We start from the raw sequence: 18683 nt of genomic DNA, 5'->3' as shown, positions 1-18683 counted from the left end.
CCATTCGGAACGGGTCCCGTAGCACCCGGAACGCGGAGTGCGGTGAATTCGGCATCGGGCTTCGCGACATACGACAAGCAATCCAGTCGGTTCGATGCCGAATTCATCGGGCCTTCACTCAAAAACACCTCTTAATTATGGAGAAAGAAGCACAAAAATTTGTCGACGAATTCATGGCCGGAATCGTTGCCAAAAACGCCGGTGAACCCGAATTTCATCAGGCGGTGAAGGAGGTTGCCGAATCGCTGGCGGAGTACATCGTCATGAACCCCGTCCTGAGCAAGATGAAGGTGCTCGAACGCATCGCCGAACCCGAGCGCGTCATCATCTTCCGCGTGCCCTGGCTCAACGACAAGGGCGAGATCGAGATCAACCGCGGCTACCGCGTACAGATGAACAGCGCTATCGGTCCCTATAAAGGAGGTATTCGGTTCCACCCTTCGGTGAACCTCTCGATCCTGAAATTCCTCGCCTTCGAGCAGACCTTCAAGAACAGCCTCACGACGCTGCCGATGGGCGGCGGCAAGGGCGGTTCGGACTTCAATCCCAAGGGTAAATCCGACAACGAGGTGATGCGTTTCTGCCAGTCGTTCGTCACCGAGCTGGCGCGCCACATCGGACAGGACACCGACGTTCCGGCGGGCGACATCGGCGTGGGCGGCCGCGAAATCGGCTTCATGTTCGGGCAGTACAAACGTCTGCGCGACGAATTCACCGGTACTTTCACCGGCAAGGGTATCGGCTGGGGCGGCTCGGCGATGCGCCCCGAAGCGACGGGATACGGAACATGCTACTTCGCGCAGGAGATGCTCGCGACGCGCGGCCTCTCGTTCGAAGGCAAGACGGTCTGCATCTCCGGCTCGGGCAACGTAGCGCAGTACGCCGCCCAGAAGGCCACCCAGCTCGGCGCCAAGGTCGTGACGCTCTCCGATTCGTCGGGCTACGTCTACGACCCCACGGGCATCACGCCCGAAAAGCAGGAATACGTCATGGAGCTGAAAAACGTCTTCCGCGGGCGTATCAAGGAGTACGCCGACCGCTATCCCGAAGCGACCTACTACGCAGGCCAGCGTCCGTGGGGCGTGAAATGCGACATCGCCATGCCGTGCGCCACGCAGAACGAGTTGAACGGCGACGAGGCCGCCGCACTCGTGAAGAACGGCTGCATCTGCGTGGCCGAAGGCGCCAACATGCCCTCGACGCCCGAGGCGATCAAGGTTTTCCAGGAGCACAAACTCCTCTACGCGCCGGGCAAGGCGGCCAACGCCGGCGGTGTAGCCACGTCGGGACTGGAAATGAGCCAGAACTCGATGCGTCTGCACTGGTCGCCCGAAGAGGTCGACGCCAAACTCCGCGCCATCATGCAGAACATCCACGAGGTATGCGTGAAATACGGTACCGAGCCCGACGGCTACGTCAACTACGTGAAGGGTGCCAACATCGGCGGCTTCATGAAGGTCGCCAACGCCATGCTGGCGCAGGGGTGCTGCTAAAAGGGAGCATTCTCCCGTCGTGCCGGTACGATTGATCCGGCCTACGACACGGAAGCGAAAAAGGGAGCCGCCGCTGACCGAGTTCAGCGGCGGCTCCCTTATTTACGCTTATCCGCGAACCGTCGCGACGGTTCGCCGTCGGAGACCGATACGCTACCGCACGGACCGCAGCGAAGTTGCCGGTCGGCCGGAGATCGAATCCAGGAGCAAAATCCCGGACAACCCGATCGTTTTCATCGGCCGAAGACCGGAGTTCCACCCGATCCTCACCCCGTTATCACCCGATCCATCCGCACGTCGTGCGGTTCGACGGGCAGGTCGTCTACCAGCTGGTGCGCATAGCAGACGCCTACGCGGAATCCCCTGAAAGCGGGATCCCCGAGATAGCGGTCATAATAGCCCCGTCCGCGCCCCAACCTCCGGCCGTCGGCCGTGAAAGCCACGCCCGGACAGACCACCAGATCGATCTCGCCGGCCGGACACGGCCGCTCGCCCTGCGGCTCCAAAATGCCGAAAGCCCCGAAGACCAGCGCGTCGGGGCGGCAGGCATAGAACCGCATCGCGTCGTCCTCGACACGAGGCAGCACCACGCGCCGCGTCGAGGCCCAGCGCGCCAGCACCTCGTCGGTAGCCGGTTCGTCGGGCAGTGCGGCAAAAACGGCGACGGTCCGCGCCGCACGGAACTCGGGCAGTCGTTCGACCGCCGAAAAGATCGCCGCCGACGCCCTCAGACGCTGCTGCGAGTCCAATGCGCGGTTGAGCCGCCGCATCCTTTCCCGTATCTCTTTTTTTACCATGTTTCAGGTATTTTATCCGACAATTTCCACCCGTTTCGCATTGTTATTACACAAACAATACCTATCTTTGTGGCACTTGTAAGAAATCCTTAACAAAAATAAACAAAATTCAAACATTATGAGCTGTTTTCTGACCAATTCATCTCTTGGCAAGAAATTGGTGATGAGCCTGACGGGATGCTTCCTCGTACTGTTCATCCTCTTCCACATGTCCATGAACCTCGTGGCCATCATCTCGCCCGAAGGCTACAACACGATCTGCGCATTTCTGGGCGCCAACTGGTATGCGCTGGCCGGTACGGTGGTGCTGGCCGCCGGCGTGCTGATCCATTTCGCCTACGCCCTGTGGCTCACCTACAACAACTACCAGGCGCGCGGCAAGCAGCGTTACGAGGTGACCGTCACCGAGCCGGGCGTGGACTGGGCTTCGAAGAACATGCTCGTACTGGGCTGGATCATTCTGGCCGGTCTGGCACTGCACCTCTTCAACTTCTGGGCCAAGATGCAGCTCGTGGAGATCATGGGCGGGCACGAGAACTCGCTGGGGTTCCATCCTGCCGACGGCGCCGCGCTGATCCAATACACCTTCTCGCAGTGGTATTACGTGGTGATCTACCTGCTGTGGTTCGCTGCCCTGTGGTTCCACCTCACGCACGGCGTATGGTCGATGTTCCAGTCGGTGGGCTGGGCCAACGACACGTGGTACCCGCGCCTCAAAGGGCTGGCCACCGTCGTCGCCTCGATCGTATTCCTCGGCTTCGCAGCAGTCGTCGTGGTCTATTTCGTGCAGAGCATCTGCCCTTGTTCGGCCGGTGTATGTTAACCTTTATATAAATTAAAAAAACACCCGATATGGCTTTCAAATTAGATTCCAAAATTCCCGCCGGCGAACTCGCTCAGAAATGGAGCAACCACAAGGCGGCCATCAAAGTCGTAAGCCCTGCCAACAAACGCAAACTTGACATCATCGTCATCGGTACCGGCCTGGGCGGCGCGTCCGCAGCCGCTTCGCTCGGTGAGTTGGGCTATAACGTCAAGGTCTTCTGCATCCAGGATTCGCCCCGCCGCGCCCACTCGATCGCCGCGCAGGGAGGTATCAACGCCGCGAAGAACTACCAAAACGACAACGACTCGGTATACCGTCTCTTCTACGATACGATCAAGGGCGGCGACTACCGCGCCCGCGAGGCCAACGTCTATCGTCTGGCCGAGGTTTCGAACCTCATCATCGACCAGTGCGTGGCCCAGGGAGTGCCCTTCGCACGCGAGTACGGCGGCCTGCTGGCCAACCGTTCGTTCGGCGGCGCGCAGGTATCGCGTACCTTCTATGCCCGCGGCCAGACGGGTCAGCAGCTCCTTTTGGGTGCCTACGCCGCACTGAACAAGGAGATCGCGGCAGGTTCGGTGAAGAGTTATCCGCGCCACGAGATGCTCGACATCGTCATCGAGGACGGCGAGGCGCGCGGCATCATCGCCCGCAACCTCGTGACAGGCAAACTGGAACGTTTCGGAGCACACGCCGTTGTACTGGCGTCGGGAGGTTACGGCAACGTCTTCTTCCTCTCGACCAACGCCATGGCGTCGAACGGTTCGGCCGCCTTCCAGTGCTACCGCAAGGGCGCCGGCTTCGCCAACCCCTGCTTCACGCAGATCCACCCCACCTGCATCCCCGTACACGGCACGCAGCAGTCGAAGCTGACGCTGATGTCCGAATCGTTGCGTAACGACGGCCGCATCTGGGTACCGAAGAAGATCGAGGACGTGAAGGCGATCCGCAGCGGCGCCAAGCAGCCGTCGGACATCGCCGAGGAGGATCGCGACTACTATCTGGAGCGCCGCTATCCGGCCTTCGGCAACCTCGTGCCGCGCGACGTGGCGTCGCGTGCAGCCAAGGAGCGCTGCGACGCAGGCTTCGGCGTGAACGAGACCGGTCTGGCCGTCTTCCTCGACTTCAAGACCGCTATCGAGCGTCTGGGCAAGGAGATCATCAAGCAGCGTTACGGCAACCTCTTCGACATGTACAAGGAGATCACCGACGTGAGCCCCTACGAGCAGCCGATGCAGATCTTCCCCGCCGTACACTACACCATGGGCGGCATCTGGGTCGACTACAACCTGATGACCACCATTCCCGGCCTCTACGCCATCGGCGAGGCCAACTTCTCGGATCACGGAGCCAACCGTCTGGGTGCTTCGGCGCTGATGCAGGGTCTTGCCGACGGTTACTTCGTGCTGCCCTACACCATCGGCGACTACCTGTCGCACAAGATCCAGGCCCCGAAGGTGAAGACCGACACGCCCGCCTTCGACGAGGCCGAGAAGGGCGTACGCGCCAAAATCGAGAAGCTGTTGTCGATCAACGGCAAGCAGTCGGTGGACGATATCCACAAGAAGCTGGGCCACATCATGTGGGAGAACGTCGGTATGGCCCGCACCAAGGAGTCGCTCGAAAAGGCGATCGTCGAGATTCAGGCGTTGCGCAAGGAGTTCTGGAAGGACGTGAAGGTCGTGGGCAGGGCCGACGACTTCAACGTCGAATTGGAAAAGGCTCTGCGTCTGGCCGATTTCCTCGAACTGGGCGAACTGATGGCGCGCGACGCGCTGAACCGCGAGGAGTCGTGCGGCGGTCACTTCCGTGTCGAGCACCAGACGCCCGAAGGCGAGGCCGACCGTGACGACGAACACTTCGTATACGCCGCCGTATGGGAGTACAAAGGCGAGAACGAGGTTCCCGAACTGACGAAGGAGCCGCTCAATTTCGAGTTCGTACACCTCGCAAAGCGCAACTACAAGGACTAAATCCATTTGACGTTAAACTTTAAGATCAAGATTGCATTATGAATTTTTCATTAAAGATATGGCGTCAAAAGGACGCTAAATCGAAGGGCGCTTTCAAAACCTACCGTGTCGAGAACATCTCGCCCGACACCTCGTTCCTCGAAATGCTGGATATCCTGAACAACAACCTCGTCCATGCGGGCGAGGAGCCGGTGGCATTCGACCACGACTGCCGCGAAGGTATCTGCGGCATGTGCTCGCTCCACATCAACGGCCACGCACACGGGCCGGAGCAGGCCGTGACGACCTGCCAGCTCTACATGCGCAAGTTCAAGGACGGAAGCACGATCACCATCGAACCGTGGCGTTCGGCAGCATTCCCCGTCATCAAAGACCTGGTGGTGAACCGCTCGGCCTACGACCAGATTCTGCAAGCGGGAGGCTTCATCTCGGTACGCACCAACTCGGTGCCCGACGGCAACGCCATTCCGATTCCGAAGGCCGACGCCGACGAGTCGATGGACGCCGCCGCCTGCGTGGGTTGCGGAGCCTGCGCCGCCACCTGCAAGAACGGATCGGCGATGTTGTTCGTCGCAGCCCGCGTGTCGTCGCTGGCCAAACTGCCGCAGGGCCGCGTCGAAGGCGCACGCCGCGCGAAAGCAATGGTCGCCAAGATGGACGAGCTGGGCTTCGGCAACTGCACCAATACGGGTGCCTGCCAGGCCGAATGCCCCAAGGCGATCTCCATCGCGCATATCGCCCGCCTGAACCGCGAGTTCCTGTCAGCGAAGTTCGAGGACTAAGGATTTTGCTGTACGACAAGTTCGGCCCCGAAGGTTTTCGGGGCCGAACTGTTTTACCGCAGGCGATATGCGCCGCAGCGCACGACCGACAATCCCCTGAATCCCCTTTGTGCCCCCTGCGGCGGCACGTCCGCTCGGGCGGCTCGGCAGACAGCCATCCCTGTCTGCACTCGCCTGTTGTCGCGGGTGATAAAGGGGATTTCCGTCGCCCGCCTGAACCGCGAGTTCCCGACAGCCAAGTCCGAGAATCAGCCCCCGATTCATGACAAACGTGCTCCGGAAGAATCCGAATCGCATTTACCTCGTCCGAATCGTAAATCGTATCTTTCTATCGAAGAATCCGGAGACACATGATCCTGCACGTATTCGAAAATTCCCTTTCCGGCCGCCGAAGACAGCCCCGCTCGCGGCGAAACCGAATTACGACACGGAAACAGCCTCCCCCGCAATTAACAGTTAAATCAAATGATTCAAAGGGGTTGAATCATAAAAATTTTCGTTTAAACGGCCGTTGTTGAAAATATATTCACTATCTTTGCATCGTCGAATATCATTATTGTCTACGACTTTGTCTCACGGATCAACATATCCCGTTTCGCACAGAAAGCGTAATCCGCTTCGTGAGGGGGGGGGAATTGCCCTCGCCATCCGGTAGACATCTCCTCCGAATCCCTGTTTTCCGACTCCGTCGCGAGGCGCCCCCGATGCGCCCCGTGCGGGATTTCGCACTATCCTATTTACTTAAAACATAAAACACCATGAAAAAACAGACCTACGAATCGCCACGAATCGAGTGGTGCTCCTTCGTCGTGGAAGGAGGATTCCAAGTATCCCAAGTAACCGACGACCCGCAGGAAGGGAAGTTCGAGGAAGAAGACTTCGAATTCTAACCGACAAAACGACACAGAGATGAAAAAAATCATTTTCCGCATGATGGCGATCGTCCTCGTGCTCGGCGTCGCGGCATGTTCCCGAACCGACGAAACCGCAGACACCCCCTCCGACCAGAAGATCACGGAGCTGGGCGTGATCGCACAGAGCACACGCTCGACGCTCGGCGACGACAACTGGGTGGAATGGGACGCGAACGACTCGTTCAGCGTATTCTCCTCCATGTCATTCAGCAGCGAATTCACCATCAAGGAGCTGCTCGACGAAGGACACGGAGCCAAACTCGAAGGCATGACCATTCCGGCCGACACCTACTACATCCTGTATCCCTACATCATGGATGCGATGATCGCCGAAGGTAAAATCCATGCACGAAACATCGTCCCTGCGACCCAGCCGCTGGTCGAAAACACGTTCGACCATAAACAGAATCCCGCCGTGGGCCACACCGAAGGAGCCGAAACCGTAGCGCCGATGAAAAACATCGCGGGATTGGTGAAAGTCCGCGTCACGGGCAAAATCGACCTGCGGCGCATCACGTTGATGAGCAACTCCGACAACGAGTTGATCGCCGGCACCGGAACGATCGATGCGAAGACGGGCGAACTGACGATCGATGAATCGGAAGGATCGGCATCCGTCACGCTGACCGCATCGAAGTCCATTCCGCTGACCGACACCCCGAAGACATTCTATTTCGTCGTGGCGCCCCGCACGTTCGCCTCGGGTTTCACGCTGACATTCATCGGATCGAAGGAGGGCAAAAACTATCGGTTCACCCACACGACTCACAACGAAGCGACCATCACCGCTTCGAAAATACTGAATATCACCAAGGTCTTCGACATCGACATCACGGAGGAGACCGTGGAAATGGAACCCGGCATCACCTACACCGCCGACAAGGAGATCTTCATCAGCGACAACACCTTCGTCCCCGCAGCCCTGGACAGCGACTACGACGAGACGACGAAAACCGGCCGCATCTATTTCGAGAAGGGAGTGGAAGTCACCAAAGTGGGAGCCAACGCATTCGAGTCGACCGCTTTGCAGACGATCGACCTTCCCGAAACGATCGAAGAGATCGCCGCTGGCGCATTCAAGAACTGCGCGGAACTCACCGAGATCGGAAATCTGGAAAAAGTCTCCGCGATCGGGACGCTGGCCTTCTCAGGATGCTCGCAGTTGAAGGATATCACCCTGTCGCCCACCCTCGCCGCCATCGAAGACGGTACGTTCAAGAACTGCACGGCGCTGACATCGGTCGACCTGTCCGGCGTCGCGACGATCGGCGACACGGCATTCGAGAACTGTACGGCACTGGTCATGGTCACGCTCAGCGATAAGACCGCCTCGATCGGCGTAGGGGCTTTCGACGGCTGTGCGGGTCTCTCCGTGATCGACATCCCGAACAGTATCACCGAAATCTCCGACAACGTCTTCCGTGACTGCTCGAAGCTGACCGAGATCACCATCCCCGCAGGCGTGACGAGAATCGGCGTACACGCATTCTACGGCTGCACGGAACTCCGCACCGTGAACTGCAAACCGATGATGCCGCCGAGCGTATACAGCGATTCGTTCCCGACGACCTCCCCGGAGATGGTTATCAACGTCCAGGCCGATGCATTGAAACAGTATCAGGAAAACACGGAGTGGAACCAGTTCTACGGACGGTTCCTGCGTTCCGCTGCGCTTTAATGCGCAGGTCGTGCACGGCAAGGCTGGGAAACCCGCCCGAACACGCACCAGAAAAGCCCGCATTCAGTATGCGGGCTTTTTCCGTACAAGCGGGCGGGATCACCGAAACCGGACGATTTCGGGACGGCTCGGCAGATAGCGGTACTGCTCCATGCGCGTCCCGTTGGAAGCCTGGAAATAGCGGCAGTCGGCCCAGCCGCCCTTGCCGAGCGCAACGCCCAGCCGCAGCTGGATCGTGCTGAACACCAGTCGTTCGTTACGCAGGCGGACGCCCAGTCCGAAGGTCGTGTAAAAATTATTCTTGAAAATATTGGCGTCGCGTCCCAGCAGACCGAAATCGGCGAAGCCGAACAGCGCGATACGGAAACCGAGCGGCTGGTAGGGCGTGAAAAAGACCGTTTCGGTATTGAGCACCATCCGGTTGGTCCCCACCAGATCCTCTTTGAGCAGCGACAGGCCGTCCTGTGCGGTGAACCGCAGCACCTCGTCCGATCCTTCGAGCCGGTTCCACCCCTGCGTATAGTTCAGCGAAAGGAACTGACGGATATGGCTGCGTTTCCACACGAACAGCGGCGAGAACCAGCGCAGGTTGACGTCCACGGCACTCTGCGTCCACTGACCCGTCGCCAGATCGATGAAGCTGCCCAGCGAAAAGCCGCCCATGAGATAACCCGCGCGGGTGAATCCGCCGGCCTTGTAGCTCAGACCCATATACATGTCCTCGCCGAACTCCCGCCACGAATACCCCCCGACCAGCTCGGCCTTGTAGCCGGTGGCCAGATACTCCCTCGTGCCGAAGCCGTAGATCATATTGGTGGTGTAGAACTTCTCGCGGTAAAGCCCCAGCCCGACCAGCACGTCGTCGGTATCGTGAAAAGCCGGGTTGTAAGTCTTCGTCACGTCGGGACGGAGCGAGTAGCGCGCGAAACCGTAACGCGCCGTGAGGAAGACGCTCGAACGGATCGAACGAATGTAGCGCGAACGCCCAGCCCAGACGTCGAAGCGCTTCGACTTGGCCAGGTCGGAGGTGTCGCGGTCGACCAGATAATACTTCGCCTTGACGTTGTTGTAGGCGATGCCCAGTTCGTAGTCGGTCGGCAGGATGAACTCCTTGCCTACGCCGATGCGCAGCTCGCTGTTGTAGAAATCGCGGCCCGCCGAAAAGTTGGCCTTGTAGAACGACCCCAGGAAGTTGGGGATGTCGTACGAGACGACGTTGCCTCCGTAGCCGAAATCGTTGCGGCTGAAATTGGTCGCAACGCTCAGGCGGTTGCCCGAGCCGAAGATGTTGGCGTCGGAGAGACCGATCATCGTCCGGCCCTCGCCGTGCAGCGCCGCATCGGCGCTGATCGTCCAGCTGTCGCGCGAACGCAGCGTGACCACCACGCGCGTCGAGTCGAGCGAATCCGGTGTCAGCTCCATCGTCGCATCCGAGATATAGGCGCGCGAACGGAGCAGCTGGAGGTTGCGCACCAGCAGCTCCGGAGCGATCGTATCCCCGGGTTCGAAGAGCAGGTCGCGCCGCAGCACCCGCTCGCGCGTCATCACGTGCAGTTTGTTGCCCGTGCGTTCGAGCCAGTTGCCGTCGGGGGTGAACACCGGATCCTGCGCGATGACCACCTCGCCGATCCGCCGGCCGGAGTAACGTTCGAACTGCCGGCTCTCGTCCAGCACCCGTCCGTTGGCTGTCGTATCGAGTACGGGGTTGACGAAGAGCATCCGGTAGAGCAAACGCGGTACGGCACGGCGCGTCGTCTTCGAACGGATACTGTCGTAGAGACGCTGGTTGCGCTGTTCGGCCTGACGGCGCAGGCTGTCGTTGCGCCGCAACGAATCCCTGCGTTTGAGATAGACGCTGTCGCAGGGCAAGCCCAGTTTCAGGTCCTCCGCTTTCAGGCGGATCGTATCGGGACGCACTCCGTGGCGGAGGTCGATACGCGGCGCCGTCTCCCGCGCCGGAACGAACGCCGGCAGCAGCGACAACAACAGCAACCCTATGCAACACCTGGAAAACATACCCCGAAAGATAACGATTTTTCGCGAAGAAAAAGTATCGTCCGATACCTCTTTCGGCCCGATAGCAGCGAATCCGCCCTGCAAAAGCGGTCGCAGGAGCCGAAAAAAGCCGTCGAAACGGCCCCGTCTGGATGATACCCGAACTAAGACGCAGGATTGCCGAACGACACGGCAGCCGGGAAGTTGCGGCCGGCATACCACTCTAAACGGGATCCAGCATACCCCCAGTCCGGAAACGAGCGCGCTGTGATTGGACAGGTCACGATTTCGGTCCGAACAAGCTGCTTTTTTATGCCTTCGAATACATCGCCTAAAAACAAAAAAAACTTACATATCGCTGATACATAAGGTTTTTTGCTTCGCATTGCTCTTTATTTCAAGAACTTCGAGGGTGAAAGATGGAGTTCGAACAGCGGCAGCGCAGGAAACGTAAAAAACGGAAGCGCCGTAAATCGTAAATTTGTATAAGGGCATTCGCTCTTACGAGTCATTAACCTAAAACTTTACGATTATGCGAACCGAAGATTTCATCGCTCGATGCAAGTTATTGAGCCTGCTGCGGACATTGCCTGACCGAGACCTCACTTCGGATGAACGCCTGCAACTGATTTCGGCCTTCCGGCTCTTCGTGAGACAGATCGCACACAGAGCCCGGACCGAGGAGTCGAAACTCGACCTGCTGCGGCTGTATGCTTGCCTCAGAACGGCTTTCAAGTATCTGAAAGTCCATCGTTCCGTCCCGACGAAAGAACAGGGATACTTCCTCGATGCGGCGCTCTCTTTTCTCGAAACAGAGCGTCGCATTGTCTTGCTGCAACTGCGTTATCCCGCGGCGACGGCTGCCGAGCCGCCGAAAAACGAGGTCCCGCTTGCTTGGTCGAGTGCCTTCACGCTGGCCGATCTGATGGAGGTGGTCGTGGCGCTGCACACATTGGGTGCTGTCCGTAAACCGAACGGCACCCCCGTAACCTTCAAGGATCTGGTACGGGCGTTCGAGCGCTTCCTGAACGTCTCGATTCTCAATCCGGATCGTTGCCGCTATACGACGATCAACCGCAAACTGCACCTCACGAAGTTTCTCGATACGATGCGGGAGGCTCTCGTCGAGCTGAGTCAGCGTTGACGAAGGCGCACCCAAAAGGTGCGCCCGATGAACGGCCTCGGACGGCCACGACGGGCCATGAGGCGTTTTTATGGAATCATGTCCTATTTTGGCGTCAAATATCGACGCCTTATGCAACATGAAGACGATTTGCGGGGACTCGAAAAGGTCGTGCAGTTCATTCGGGCCGTGAGTGTCCTCTTTTTATTGCTCAACAGCTATTGGTTCTGCTACGGATGGTTCGCCGCACGCGGCATGACTCATGCGGTACTCGACTGGATACTGCTGTCGTTTCAGCGGACGACGCACCTCTTCTCCTATTCCGTTACCTCGAAGTTTTGCTGCTTCATACTGCTTGTGCTGGGATGCCTCGGTACCCGCAGCGTCCGCGATAATAAGGTCAAGACATGGCATATAGTCACCGCCGCGACAGTCAGGGTACTGCTGTTCTTCGGAAATGACTTTCTGCGGGAACTGCCTGCCGATGCCGACATCCGTATGGGAAGCTACACCGCAACGCTCTTCACCGGGTATCTGTCGCTGCCGGCCGCAGGAGTATGGATGCGGCGCCGAATGACGCCGCGTCTGACGGATGATCCCTTCAACGACGACAACGAGAGCTTCCGGCAGGAAGAACGTTATCTTGCGAACGAATATTCCGTCAACCTCCCCACCCGCTACTATTATCACGGTGCATGGCAGCAAGGATGGATCAATGTCATCAATCCCTTCCGCGCGATGATGGTCCTCGGAACGCCCGACTCGGGAAAGAGCTATGCCGTCATCAACAGTTACATCCGTCAGTGCATCGAAAAGGGGTATGCGCTTTACATCTACGATTACAAGTTCGACGACCTTTCCACGATCGCCTACAACCACCTGCTGCGGCATCAGGACCGGTATGCCGTGCGGCCGCAGTTCTGCGTCATCAATTTCGACGACTCCCGGCGTTCGAACCGCTGCAACCCCCTCGATGTTCGGTTTATGACCGACATATCGGACGCTTACGAAAGCTCCTACGTCATCCTGCTGAACCTCAATAAGAGCTGGGCGCAGAAAGAGGGCGACTTCTTCTCCGACTCGGCCATCGTTCTGCTGGCCGCGATCATCTGGTATCTGAAGTGCGCCCATAAGGCAGTGTAATAAATATCTATTTAGCAATAGATTAGGTTAGAGTTCTATGAAAATAAGACCTACTGTCATCCGACTTATCCCAGAGGGAAACCCGAGGGGGAGTGTAGCATGTCGGAGAAGCCATAAGTCAGCCAACTGCCACGCTGCGACTGAATGGCAAGACAGAAAGACGGACATGAGGATGAAGCCTGAACTGGTTGAACAACAATCCAGTGGCACATACCAGGGCTGTGGCGGAAGGCAGTTACCAACGCCATATCGCATGTACCCCAGCAAGTGTTTAGGTTGTATGGGGCAAAGAACTGACTGCGACACGTCTGCAATAAGCAGATTAACGGACGAACGTTGCATCCGACAGTCTGTCATGCTTGTTATTACACCCGCTAAATGGGGATTGCCTAAACCGAAACGCCGAAAGGCTATAGAAGTCGTTCTTGAATATTCGGCATGGCAACGGAGCTTCCGTAGTAGTCCGAGCAGGGTAATGCCCTGCACATGGCGAAGGGAAGCAGTTATATAATCAATATAATCAAAGGAAAATGTGAGAGACATTATGAGAAATCCAAAGAATGTATTGAACAACTTAGTGAAACACAGCAATGTATCGGGCTATAAGTTCGAACGGTTGTATCGTATTCTATTCAATGAACAGATGTTCTATACCGCCTACCAGCGAATCTATGCCAAACAGGGCAATATGACCGCTGGGACAGACGGCAAGACAGTTGACGAAATGAGCATTCAGAGAATAGAAAATCTAATCTCCAAGCTTAGAGACGAAAGCTACAAACCCAACCCAGCCAAAAGGGTCTATATCCCTAAGAAGAACGGAAAGAAACGCCCGTTGGGCATCCCGTCTTTTGAAGACAAGTTGGTGCAGGAAGTGGTACACATGATACTGGAAGCCATATACGAGGGAAGTTTTGAAAATACCTCACATGGATTCAGACCACGTAGGAGTTGCCAGACTGCATTAACCCAAATTCAAGATACGTTTCTCGGAACAAAATGGTTTATAGAGGGGGACATAAAAGGCTTCTTCGACAACATAGACCATAACGTTCTGATTGGCATACTCGAAGAACGCATAGCGGACGAGAGGTTCATAAGGCTCATCCGTAAATTTCTGAACGCTGGGTATATTGAAAATTGGAAATACAGACACACGTACAGTGGAACTCCGCAAGGCGGCATCATTAGTCCCATACTGGCTAATATTTACCTTGACAAGTTCGACAAGTACATGGAGGAATACGCCCAATCTTTCAATAAAGGCGCAAGCAGAAGATTGGATAAGGATTACCGTCGGATTAAAGACCGTAAGAACAAGTTGGAAAAGAAACTGAAATCCGAAACCGATACAAAGGTACGGAAAGACCTTATTGATAAAATCAAAGGGTATTACCGACAGATGCAACAAATGCCTTGTGTCATGGAAATGGATGAAGAGTACAGACGGTTGAAATATGTCAGATACGCAGACGATTTCTTGATTGGGGTTGTCGGCAGCCATGAAGAATGTGGGCAAATCAAAGCGAATATCACACAATTCATGAAAGATAAGCTAAAACTTGAACTGTCGGCAGAGAAAACGCTTATAACCCAAGCACAAGAAAAAGCTAAATTTCTGGGATATGAAATAACCGTACGCAACTCCAAAGCCACCAAGAGAGATAAGAATGGAGTGCTCAAAAGAATGTTCAACCGCAAGGTTGTACTTCTACTCCCGAGAGAGGTGGTCAAGAACAAGTTGATTGACTACAAAGCCATGAGGGTTATACAAACCAATGGCAAGGAGGATTGGAAGCCAAAGGCACGCAGTTATATGATGAACTGCAAACCGGAGGATATTATAGCCCAATTCAATAAGGAGATAAGAGGATTCTACAATTATTACTCGATAGCGAACAATGTATCTACTCTTTGCAAAAGGTTCGGTTATATTATGGAATACAGTATGTACAAAAGCATCGCCAAAAAGCAAAGCAGCAGTGTACGGAAGATTAAAAAGAAATACTCGAAAGACAAAGACTTTGTAATCAGTTACACGGATGCAAAAGGGCAATGCAAATGCCGTGTGTTCTATAATGAGGGTTTCAAGAGAAAAGACGCTCAATGTGATGCTAAATGCGACATAATGCCAAACACCAATTTTCTGCCAGCCTCAAGTCTTGTTGAGAGACTAAAGGCGGAACAGTGCGAGGTATGCGGAGCGCATGGCAAAACGGTGATGCACCATGTTCGTGCCTTGAAAGACTTGACAGGCAAGAACGAATGGGAACGCATCATGCTCAAAATGCACCGTAAAACATTGGCAGTCTGTCCAGAATGTAATGCTAAAATACATGGCAATGTATAACACTAAGTTGAATTATAACGGAGAGCCGTGTACATGGAGACATGTAAGCACGGTTCGGGGGCAGGCTCTCGGAAACCTACCGCAGAAATGCGGCAAGGCGCCGAGTGCCGAGCCTACGCTCTACGACGGCGGACAGTTCTGCACCTTCCCGCACGTCATCGAATTGTTGTGCCAGCCCTACGAGAAGATCTTCCCGATTCTGGCTTCCTATTCCGAACTGGAGAATTACCTTTTGCCCTTTATCGACGCCTGGCAGAACAATGCGCAGGACCAGTTGCAGAGGCAGATCGCCTCGGCGAAGATCCGATCTCGCGCATCATCTCCCCGCAGCTCTACTGGGTGATGACGGGCGACGACTTCACGCTCGACGTCAACAATCCGCAGGCACCGAAGATTCTCTGCGTGGGCAACAATCCCGACAGGCAGTCCATCTACTCCGCCGCTTTGGGATTATACAACTCCCGCATCATCCGTCTGATAAACAAGAAACACCGTCTCAAGTCGGCGGTCATCATCGACGAGCTGCCGACGGTATATATCCGAGGGCTGGACAATCTTATCGCGACAGCCCGATCGAACAAGGTCGCCGTATGTCTGGGCTTTCAGGATTTCTCGCAGCTGGAACGCGACTACGGAGAGAAGGAGGCTAAGGTCATTCAGAATACCGTGGGTAATCTCTTCGTCGGGCAGGTCGTGGGCGACACGGCCCGCACGCTGTCGGAGCGTTTCGGGAAGATCGTCCAGCAGAGGGAATCGGTATCCCGCTCGAACGACAACGTGACGACCTCGACCAATACGTAGCTTGACAATCTGATCCCTGCATCCAAGATCGCCAACTTCTCGCAGGGTATGTTCGTCGGAGCTGTGGCCGACAATATCGACCAGCCTATCGAGCAGAAGATATTCCATGCCCGCATCGACCTCGATACCCGGCGTATAACGGCTGAAACGGCCGCCTATGTCCCGATCCCCGAACTTGCGTCTTTCGTCGATGAGAACGGCACGGATCGTATGGATGAGGTCGTCAAGGCGAATTATATCCGTATCAAAACCGATGTCGAGGAGATTATTCGACGAGAGATCAAACGCATAAGCAACGACGACAAATTGAAATATTTGTTGGAGAAGAAATAGCCGGGTTATGTATTGTTCGGAATAAACTCGCCCGCTCGGATGATCTCCCCGTCGTCGGTCACGCCCTCGACGATAGCTTCGTAGTCGACCGTTGCGTCGGAGGAGAAGAATTCCACCTGCGCCTGGCCGTCGCTGTCGAGCCGCACGGCAGGATCCCAGTAGAGCGTCGTTCGGAAGTCGGGAACGTCGGACCGGCGGCTCTGTTCGGTTTCGTAGGCGGGGGGGGTAAAACTCGGCGGGCGTCTGGTACCCCAGCGGGGTAATCAACCGCACACTTTCGGACTCCATGCCTGCGTATGCCTCTTCCAGCTCCTTGCCCTTCTTGAGCGTGATGGCAATGATGCTATCTTTCAGGTTATTGCCCCAAAAAGAAGCGTTAGCCCCTTCGATGATGCTCACCCGCTTGATCTGTACGAGCGGCGTCGAGAGGCACGTCGGCAGGGCGTCGTAGTCCTCCGTGTATTGAATGTCATGGCCGAACCCTTTGCCTTCTCCCAATGGAGTGAATGTATGATTTTTTAGATTATTGACATTGACTTGAGGATTGTCTTTCTGTCTCAACTCTTCCTTCATTTCATCCACGCTCTTGTCTCTGACTCTTCCGGCTGTAAGTCCGTAATTCATCAACATTTTAGGGGTATATTCAACAATTCCATCAATCATAAAAGCCGGTTGCTTCCCTCTGTACCATACCCGCTGGCCGACAAGATACATACCCGGTATTCGTTGAAGGATATCCAGTAGTGTTACGGCTCCCGACTCCTTGATCTGCTGTGCAGAATAGGATCGGGTCGCCATACGTTGCTCGACGGGATCGGGTTCTTTGATGTGGTGGATCACGTCGATCGGGTCGATAAGGACGTTTCGGATGTCAGCGGATCCCCGCCAGTCGATGTATTCAAGGGCGCGATCGGCATACCTCGGGTCGAAGATCCGTGGTTTGGGCAGCCGGGAGAACGTGGGGAACGAATCGGGTGTGACCTCGATGGGCAGGTTGTCGACCTCGGACCCTTTCCGTGCGGCCCTCAGCACGAAGGTGGTGCTGTCGGGAAAGTCGAATCCGCTCAGGGAGAAGGTTCCGTCGGGGCGTATGCGGGTCTGCGTGGCGAATCCCGAGCGAGGGATCAGCAGCTGCACGGAGTAACTGTCGATGCGCTTCTGGAAGCGTGCGTCGTTCCCGGGGACGACACGCCCTGCGATCTCCTGCCCCGCCACCAGCGGATCGCGCGGCTCCTCGTACTCGCCGCGCAGGAGCTTCGGGACGTCGTAGCGGCGCCACCCCTGCGTGAGCAGCAGTTCGTCGAGCGCCTGCGCGGCGTCGGCGTGCTGCGCGTTGAAGTAGTAATCCGGCTCCTCGATCACGCCCCGCAGTTCGGACGACAGCACCAGCGTGGAGTAGATGTCCCCCGCCGTGCGGAGCGGTATGGCCGAACGGTCGGTGACGGCGATCGAGAAGTCGCCTTTTGCGGGACGTCCGTCGGGAGTCCGCACGGCGATGTCGAGCGTCACCTTGCGCCGTCGTCCCGGCTCGCGGGAGGCGGAGATCGTCGCCGGGGTTGAAGACCAGCCGCTCGGAGAGGGCCTTGCCCGTCGCTTCGTCGAGGAGCAGCACTTGAAACAGCCCCTCGGGCAGCTCCTCGCGGCGGAAGGTGAGCGTTGGCACCAGCGGATCCCACGCCTTGTTGTAGCACTGCGTGCCGCAGCGGTGCACCACGAGCCGCAGTCCGCGCGGCAGCCAGTTGCGTCCCGAACGGATGGAGACTATGAAGGTCGAGTCGGTGGGGTCGACGCGCAGCACGAAGGTATAGTCCTTGGCATCGGGGAGTTCGAAGCGGTGCAGACGTCCCTTCCGGTCGGGGAACTCGGCCATGTAGCGCCGTCCGGCACGGGGCGGGAACTCCACGCTGCCGATACCCGCATGGCGTGTGCGCAGGGAGTCGATGAAGTGGCCCTTGTCGTCGAGCAGCCCCCCCCCTCCGAGAAGCGCGGGCGTCCGTCGTCGCCCAACGCCTTGAAGCCCACACGGCAGGAGTATCCGTTGACCAGATAGCCCCCTTCGGGGAAGAAGGATACGTCGAAGCACTCGCGCCGGCGCTCCTCGTGCGGGGATTTTTCGTCGTCTCGCAGGCCGCCCACGCGCAGGGGCTTGCGGAAGAGGGTAGTCCTCGGGGAGGTTACGCATGAAGAGCGTGTAGTCGCCCGCGGCGTCGACGCAGTGAGCGCGCAGCCACACCGTGTCGCCCGCGATGTAGTGCTCCTTGTCAGTATGGACATAGAGTTTCTCCTGCGGGTAGCGGGAGAGCTGCTCGGTGAACGGCTCCTTCGGGGGAGGAGCGCTTAAAGTCGCAGAGGCATAAAATGTCGCTGCGACACAAAGTGAGAATGCTCGGTTGCGCATAGTCGGAGCGGTATTGTTTTCTCAAAAATAAAGATTTTTTAAATCGGCAAAGTACAATTTGTAATTGCATAGCCGCT

The 18683-nt window shown here is 56.7% G+C and carries 14 protein-coding genes and 1 pseudogene; 12 read left to right on the top strand and 3 right to left on the bottom strand.

The annotated features are described in order from the left end of the window. Positions 1-137 precede the first annotated feature (137 nt). Entirely contained in the window at positions 138-1493 is a 1356-nt protein-coding gene (gene gdhA / locus FMF02_RS08075; protein WP_141412765.1) for an NADP-specific glutamate dehydrogenase, read from the top strand. A gap of 266 nt (positions 1494-1759) precedes the next feature. On the opposite strand, the gene FMF02_RS08070 is transcribed toward gdhA, so the two are convergent. Next, positions 1760-2290, bottom strand: a complete 531-nt coding sequence (locus FMF02_RS08070) for a 5-formyltetrahydrofolate cyclo-ligase (RefSeq protein ID WP_141412763.1) — start codon at positions 2288-2290, stop codon at positions 1760-1762. A gap of 118 nt (positions 2291-2408) precedes the next feature. On the opposite strand from FMF02_RS08070, the gene FMF02_RS08065 reads away from it, so the two are divergent. From FMF02_RS08065 to FMF02_RS08050, 5 genes are all read left to right on the top strand, one after another. Next, positions 2409-3113 carry a succinate dehydrogenase cytochrome b subunit gene (locus tag FMF02_RS08065; RefSeq protein WP_141412762.1) on the top strand — a complete coding sequence of 235 codons (705 nt, stop codon included), beginning with the start codon at positions 2409-2411 and terminating at the stop codon, positions 3111-3113. Positions 3114-3142: 29 nt separating this feature from the next. Continuing rightward, positions 3143-5089, top strand: coding sequence for a fumarate reductase/succinate dehydrogenase flavoprotein subunit (locus FMF02_RS08060; protein WP_019130283.1), 1947 nt, complete (start codon positions 3143-3145; stop codon positions 5087-5089). 38 nt (positions 5090-5127) lie between these two features. Continuing rightward, on the top strand, positions 5128-5871 hold the full coding sequence (locus tag FMF02_RS08055) for a succinate dehydrogenase/fumarate reductase iron-sulfur subunit (RefSeq protein WP_019130284.1): 744 nt from the start codon (positions 5128-5130) through the stop codon (positions 5869-5871). Positions 5872-6629: 758 nt separating this feature from the next. Further along, positions 6630-6761: a hypothetical protein gene (locus FMF02_RS13955; RefSeq protein ID WP_262710092.1), complete on the top strand. Its 132-nt coding sequence runs from the start codon at positions 6630-6632 to the stop codon at positions 6759-6761. 19 nt (positions 6762-6780) lie between these two features. After that, positions 6781-8463: a leucine-rich repeat protein gene (locus tag FMF02_RS08050; protein ID WP_141412761.1), complete on the top strand. Its 1683-nt coding sequence runs from the start codon at positions 6781-6783 to the stop codon at positions 8461-8463. A gap of 99 nt (positions 8464-8562) precedes the next feature. On the opposite strand, the gene FMF02_RS08045 is transcribed toward FMF02_RS08050, so the two are convergent. Further along, positions 8563-10479: a BamA/TamA family outer membrane protein gene (locus FMF02_RS08045; RefSeq protein WP_141412759.1), complete on the bottom strand. Its 1917-nt coding sequence runs from the start codon at positions 10477-10479 to the stop codon at positions 8563-8565. Between the two features lie 511 nt (positions 10480-10990). Between FMF02_RS08045 and FMF02_RS08040 the strand changes: the two genes are divergently transcribed. The 4 genes and pseudogenes from FMF02_RS08040 to FMF02_RS08020 form a co-directional block, all read left to right on the top strand. Further along, positions 10991-11602 carry an RteC domain-containing protein gene (locus FMF02_RS08040; protein WP_141412757.1) on the top strand — a complete coding sequence of 204 codons (612 nt, stop codon included), beginning with the start codon at positions 10991-10993 and terminating at the stop codon, positions 11600-11602. 111 nt (positions 11603-11713) lie between these two features. Then, positions 11714-12724 (top strand): YWFCY domain-containing protein, encoded by a 1011-nt coding sequence (locus FMF02_RS08035; protein ID WP_141412756.1) that lies wholly within the window; start codon positions 11714-11716, stop codon positions 12722-12724. 544 nt (positions 12725-13268) lie between these two features. Next, positions 13269-15074, top strand: a complete 1806-nt coding sequence (ltrA, locus tag FMF02_RS08025) for a group II intron reverse transcriptase/maturase (protein ID WP_141412754.1) — start codon at positions 13269-13271, stop codon at positions 15072-15074. Positions 15075-15192: 118 nt separating this feature from the next. After that, positions 15193-16208, top strand: a pseudogene (locus tag FMF02_RS08020) (TraM recognition domain-containing protein); the annotation flags it as partial. A 5-nt stretch (positions 16209-16213) separates the two neighbouring features. Here the strand turns inward: FMF02_RS08020 and FMF02_RS13660 are convergent. After that, the gene (locus FMF02_RS13660; protein ID WP_162502286.1) at positions 16214-16354 is read right to left on the bottom strand and encodes a hypothetical protein; all 141 of its coding nucleotides are present in this window, start codon (positions 16352-16354) and stop codon (positions 16214-16216) included. Between the two features lie 794 nt (positions 16355-17148). Here FMF02_RS13660 and FMF02_RS08015 point away from each other — a divergent pair. Next, on the top strand, positions 17149-17352 hold the full coding sequence (locus FMF02_RS08015; protein ID WP_162502285.1) for a hypothetical protein: 204 nt from the start codon (positions 17149-17151) through the stop codon (positions 17350-17352). Between the two features lie 690 nt (positions 17353-18042). Continuing rightward, positions 18043-18258, top strand: coding sequence for a hypothetical protein (locus FMF02_RS08010; protein WP_141412752.1), 216 nt, complete (start codon positions 18043-18045; stop codon positions 18256-18258). Positions 18259-18683 lie beyond the last annotated feature (425 nt).

The sequence above is a fragment of the Alistipes communis genome, from assembly GCF_006542665.1.
In the GTDB taxonomy this organism is placed as follows: domain Bacteria; phylum Bacteroidota; class Bacteroidia; order Bacteroidales; family Rikenellaceae; genus Alistipes; species Alistipes communis.
This window is presented reverse-complemented; position numbering and strand designations above follow the sequence as displayed.